This window comes from Nostoc sp. (assembly GCF_054880495.1).
This window is the reverse complement of sequence record NZ_JBTYKD010000131.1, coordinates 1-5,244: the sequence shown is the minus strand read 5'-3', so window position 1 is coordinate 5,244 and position 5,244 is coordinate 1. Positions and strand designations below refer to the sequence as shown.

At 40.9% G+C, this 5,244-nt stretch carries 6 protein-coding genes; 2 read left to right on the top strand and 4 right to left on the bottom strand.

Going from position 1 to position 5,244, the window contains the following annotated elements; genetic code table 11:
- Window positions 1–611: 611 nt before the first annotated feature.
- The 3 genes from ACYTXL_RS13920 to ACYTXL_RS13910 form a co-directional block, all read right to left on the bottom strand.
- A complete protein-coding gene (locus ACYTXL_RS13920) occupies window positions 612–938 on the bottom strand; it encodes a DUF6464 family protein (RefSeq protein WP_461925270.1) in 327 nt (108 codons plus the stop codon).
- 227 nt (window positions 939–1,165) lie between these two features.
- Window positions 1,166–1,663 (bottom strand): hypothetical protein, encoded by a 498-nt coding sequence (locus tag ACYTXL_RS13915; RefSeq protein WP_461925269.1) that lies wholly within the window; start codon window positions 1,661–1,663, stop codon window positions 1,166–1,168.
- A gap of 984 nt (window positions 1,664–2,647) precedes the next feature.
- Entirely contained in the window at window positions 2,648–3,739 is a 1,092-nt protein-coding gene (locus ACYTXL_RS13910; RefSeq protein ID WP_461925268.1) for a 1-acyl-sn-glycerol-3-phosphate acyltransferase, read from the bottom strand.
- Window positions 3,740–3,860: 121 nt separating this feature from the next.
- Between ACYTXL_RS13910 and ACYTXL_RS13905 the strand changes: the two genes are divergently transcribed.
- On the top strand, window positions 3,861–4,049 hold the full coding sequence (locus ACYTXL_RS13905) for a DUF6887 family protein (RefSeq protein ID WP_461925267.1): 189 nt from the start codon (window positions 3,861–3,863) through the stop codon (window positions 4,047–4,049).
- A gap of 19 nt (window positions 4,050–4,068) precedes the next feature.
- Here the strand turns inward: ACYTXL_RS13905 and ACYTXL_RS13900 are convergent, their stop codons facing one another.
- Complete coding sequence (locus ACYTXL_RS13900) at window positions 4,069–4,353, bottom strand: hypothetical protein (protein WP_461925266.1); 285 nt, start codon at window positions 4,351–4,353, stop codon at window positions 4,069–4,071.
- Window positions 4,354–4,810: 457 nt separating this feature from the next.
- On the opposite strand from ACYTXL_RS13900, the gene ACYTXL_RS13895 reads away from it, so the two are divergent.
- Window positions 4,811–5,244, top strand: a 434-nt coding sequence (locus tag ACYTXL_RS13895) for a PLL family lectin (RefSeq protein ID WP_461925265.1), incomplete at its 3' end; no start/stop codon positions are given.

Below are 5,244 nucleotides of genomic sequence, written 5' to 3'. Positions count from 1 at the left end.
AATTCACTTTTTGTGAATCGGTTTAATGGCATTTCCTGGAGTGGGCCTCAGGGTCTGGGAGGTACATACGTCTCAAATCCTAGTTGTGCTTCCTTCGGTACAAGTCAGGTTATCTGTGCTGGTCTAGGGACCAATAATGCACTCTTTGTTAATACTGGTCCATAGTTCAATACCTTCGCCAATTTACGAGTATTGGCATAGAGCAAGCGTAAGATTTTACACGCTTTTTTTGCCTCATGGCAAAAAACTGAGCCAATAAAATCTTCTATGGTTTTTGTGTCAGGAATTTATACTGTCCTGTCCGTCTGAACTGGGGTTTTGAGTTTTGGCTTACGAGTATTACACCCTATTCTGTTAAGTAGGAAGGCACAATTAAATATAAGATAAAACCTCACCCTCAATCCCTCTCCGTGAGTTCGGAGAGGGAAGCCGGAGGCAGAGTAAGGTTTTATATTTAATTTGACCCACTTACTTAGCCTATTTAGGCAAAAGCTAGACTACCTCTTTTTTTGGCGAAGGTATTGATTGATGGGTCTGAGAGTCTGGGAGCTATATACACCTCAGATCCTAGTTGTGCTTCCTTAGGTATAAATCAGGTTATCTGTACCGATCTAGAAACTTTTTTTACTACCAGCTAATTCCTTATGTTCGTAGTGACGGCAACCATTACACGGGCCATCAGGATTGACAGCACAACGAATGTAACCAGATCGGGCATTAAATTTACAGCTGATGTCACCAATCAGATAACCCACCCCTTCTAAATAATAGCGATCGCCTTCAACCGATCTGACGTTTTCTCGTCCCTGCACCGATGGAAAATTCATAGCTGCTTGTCTGAGTCGTAAGCGCGATCGCAAATGGGTTTTGCGGATTACCCACAGGAAAATCAGGGACGGTAAAAAACCAACGGCAATCACTAAAAGTGTATTTAACACCTTCTTTTTACCCCTTCTATGCGCTGATTGATTGTCCCTGATGTTGCACTCTAGTTTTACCGAAGTGCAAATTTTAGGGCAGCTTTGGCTAATTGCCACCAACTATGGCTGCAATTAGCAATGGCAGTCTGGTATCTAGCAATTTTGAGAAAGAAGTTCCTTCTGCCACTTCAATCAGCATAACTGTTACAACCTCAAGGGTGATCTGCCGTTGAATGTTGATAATTTTAAGATTTGTTGACTAATACCTTTTTGAACAAGCATTTTGTGTCAGCCCCACTCTTGTTTTTTCTCTGTCGCTGCGATGCTAATCTTTTTTTGGTTTGCTGACGAAGTTGCTGTGCTAGCAGTGTGGCTTCCCTTTCGGCTCGGAATAAATCAACTCTCCGCGTCGTCAGAATAAATGATCCGTCAGGCTTTCGTTTTACCCAAGGGACGCTAACTGCGAAATACTGACAAATATTGCCTAGTTCCTTCTTTAAAAGTGGGTAACGTCTTTGAGTATTCAGTGTGTTAGCGATCGCTTTTAACTCTAATATCGCTGCTTCTAACTCTCCTGCCATCTGATTGACGCGTTCGACTTGCGCGATCAAACGCTCTGGTTCACTAATAATTTTTTCCTCTTGGGGTTGCAGTGGCACTATCGCAGTCGTTACAGATGCAAGCTGCAACAGCGAAACTCTCAGCAAAATAGGCTTTTTGTCCGTGTCTAGGATTTTTTTCATACTACCTCAAGCAAGGCTAGCTAACTTGTAAGGCATTTTAGCAGTAAATAGTATATTTGTACTAAATAAAACCTTACCCTGTCCTGACAGACATCCCTCTCCTTAATAAGGAGAGGGACAGGTTCTGCGTAGCATAACCAGGGTGAGGTTTCTTTCGGCTATTCGATAAGTTGTAAATTGTCTAAATTCTTACCGAAACAACCTAAGACAAGCGCGTGCTTGGCTGTTAGGAAAGTTGTCACCATTTCAGCAACCATCACCCCGGATCTAGAAGCTATCGTTACTAAAGTAGCGATTTTGTTCTTAAGCTCAGAATTTTTCCCTTAAAATCACAATTTCTGCCTTAACTTCACGATTTTTTTCTTAAAGTCATGATTTTTTTCTTAAATAGGACTTACGCATTGACAGAGAATACTAAATATACTTGATGCAAAAAGCCGGATCTGTCGTAGGGGTAAAGCGCAATGCTCATTGATCTCAACTTACAGCAGTTTTCATGTATTTGAACCACATCTGTCGTAGGGGCACAGCAATGCTCATTGGTGTCAACTTAACGTAGAAGTTAGACTTGGCAAGCTTTCCAGGTTTGACCCTCACAAGAACAGCCCCTCTCCCAATTTTGGGAGAGGGGAGCAAATTCTCTAGTTCCCCGAATCCCAACTTGGGAGAAGGGGTTAGGGGATGAGGGCAAAACGCCTTCTCAAAGCAGATTTTTTCTTAACTTGACACCAATGAGCTTTTTCTGTGCCCCTACCGCGTGCTCTATTTACCTGAAAATAGCTGTAAGGTAAAACCCTTTTCAAACCTCGTTTTCAGCCTCTGGCTGGAAATGCTACTCATTGCGATGCCGCAAGTCTTGAGGCGGAGCCTCAACGACGGGCATTCCCAGTCTCAGACTGGGAACGAGATAAGAGATAATCTCTAAAAACTTGTTCAGACTGGCTTTCACCTTAAGTTGACACGTATGAGCATTGCGCTTTACCCTTACAGCGCGGATTTATTTACCATCAAAGTAATTTTAGTTTGCAGTTTTTCTCGTAATTCTTGCGCCTGTTGATAAATTGCTACACGCCCTTTACTGGAGTCAGTTTTCAGCCCTACTTGTTCCAATGGCTGAATAAAGTAACGCAGACGAGTTCTCATTGCCCAAATTCCCATTGAGGGAAACAGAATTAAGACAAGCATTAAAGGCGAAAAAGGTAAGAATGGTAACTTAACTAGTTGTTGCAATTTACGAAAATTAATAGTCCAAGGATGTAAAGATTCACTACCGATGCAAACTACTGGGAGAATGGGAATTTGATAGCGATCGCTCAACTTAATAAAACTCACATCAAACTTTTCTAATTTATAGCGTTTTTTCCAACCTTTCAGAGGGCCGCGCATACCTTCGGGTGCATATAAGAGAATTTTACCTGGGGCGATGCCTTCTCTACCAGACGCTACGCGTAACTTGCTGGGTACGGCGGGTGCTGCGATCGCTGTCTCAAAATCATCTAATTCGGCTCGCACACCACCTAAAACCTGCGACCATTTAGGTGGTAGCCACCAAATTACCCAAGGATGCTCAAATAATGCTGTACTTGCTACGGGTTGTATTACCCATCCTTTGGCTTCACTTAATAAATAACCCAAAGTCAAAAAATCCCAAGGAAAACACATCCCTGCGTGATTCATTGCCACAATCAATGTCCCTGTTGACGGCAAGTTTTCGACTTGTTGCAATTCTCCCCGAAAATAGTATTTAACGATGGGATTGAGAATTTCTTCGCTAAAAGCTTGTTGATATTTGGGATCAAATTCACCAACTTCTTTTCGGGGTAAACGAAAACCAAGACGCAACCAGCGACTCAGCAACGCCAGATAAAATCCGCCAGGAATTAAAAATAATCCATATTCAGTCCAATTCCAACCATCTGGATCAGTTTGATAGTGCTGCCAATGGCGGTTGAATAAAATTAGCCAGCCTGGAGGATACCAAAGACAAAACCAATCAAACCAGCTAAATATATAGCCTTCACTTGGCACATTTTCCAGTTGAGTGTTTAGGAGGTTTTCGGAGTGCTGATTAATCAAAATAGTGATAGAGATTACGCAAAAATTTTATTTAAATCTTATCATAGCTTTGTCATTGGCATCTTACCTGAGAATTAAAAATAGAGATAGAAATTTATCCGAATGGGGAGGTAGTTACAAAATGACACAAACCAACTTTATGGATATAACTGATGCCGAGTTACAAGCTTATGTATTACATCCCGATAATACCGAAGCGTTTCATGCCTACGTCGATCGTTTGCACGCAGCCAATCCAAATCCAAGGCTAATGTCAATTGAAGAAGTAGAGGCGGAATTAGAAAGGAGAGTCAGCCAGGGACAAAGATAGCATTCAGTATCAAGAACGATCACAAATCATTCACTTCAAAATTGTGACTCATTTCCCAATCATCAGGAGAAATAACGGGTTCATTCCGATCTGCTAAATAAGCGTAGGGTTGCATTTTTACAAGAGGATTAATGGCAAATTTGCCTTGATTCTTAGAAGAATAGCTAATTTGCCCAAACTTTTCTTGAATACTTTCCCTCAAAATAGAAGAAGCTAGTTCTTTAACAGATATTTCTTTGAAAGCCGCAGCTTTAATTAGAGATTCTTGAGTTTCTTGACTGATGTAAATATTAGTACCAATCATTTTTCACTCTATCTACTTTTTTAGATGATATCAAACATCATCAGCAAAAATTTTAGTCATGTAATGTTGGATTTCCTGACTCTAATCAACTGACGAGATCAGCGATCGCTTTTCAAGCAGAGAATCTGATTTTCGGATTTTTTTTGCAACCTGTTATATGATAATAGTTTGAGTCATTTTCGCCTGACCTGAATCCTTACAAATTGTCGATATACTATCACTGCTAATATCGTGGTTTTGCGCTTGATATTCATTGTATCTTTTTTTCTTTAACGCACTATCAAATGTAGGGGCGTATTGCTACGAGGGGATATTTTTTTAAGGAACTTCCAAAAAATAAATCATCCCAAATTATGTGTACATTTGTAACTGCGTATTGCAATACGCAGCTACGATGGGATATTTTTTTAGCTGGAAGTCCCTTAAAATCAGGCAATTAATAAAGAAAGAAAATAATATGAGTACGATAGCAATTAACCCACCCGGTGTAGTCTACCAGACAAAACTGGATCGAATCGCGACTTTTGTAGTAGGAAGTAACAGTCATGTATATGACAAATTTTACAACGGTAGTCAATGGGTAGGGGAAGACCAGGGAACATCACACAGCACGGTAGTAATCAAAAAACCACCCAGCACGGTAGCAATTAACTCACCTGGTGTAGTCTACCAGCCTACACTGGATCGAATTTCGACTTTTGTAGTAGGAAGTAACGGTCATCTATATGACAAGTTTTACAACGGTAGTCAATGGGTATGGGAAGAACAGGGAACACCACCGAGCACAGCAGCAATCAACTCACCTGGTGTAGTCTACCAGCCTACACTGGATCGAATTTCGACTTTTGTAGTAGGAAGTAACGGTCATCTATATGACAAGTTTTACAACGG

What these genes read in the sequence shown, in the direction of transcription:
- ACYTXL_RS13915 (WP_461925269.1), bottom strand. Translation starts at nt 1,663, where the DNA reads ATGAAAAAAATCCTAGACACGGACAAAAAGCCTATTTTGCTGAGAGTT.
- ACYTXL_RS13905 (WP_461925267.1), top strand. Translation starts at nt 3,861, where the DNA reads ATGACACAAACCAACTTTATGGATATAACTGATGCCGAGTTACAAGCT.
- ACYTXL_RS13900 (WP_461925266.1), bottom strand. Translation starts at nt 4,353, where the DNA reads ATGATTGGTACTAATATTTACATCAGTCAAGAAACTCAAGAATCTCTA.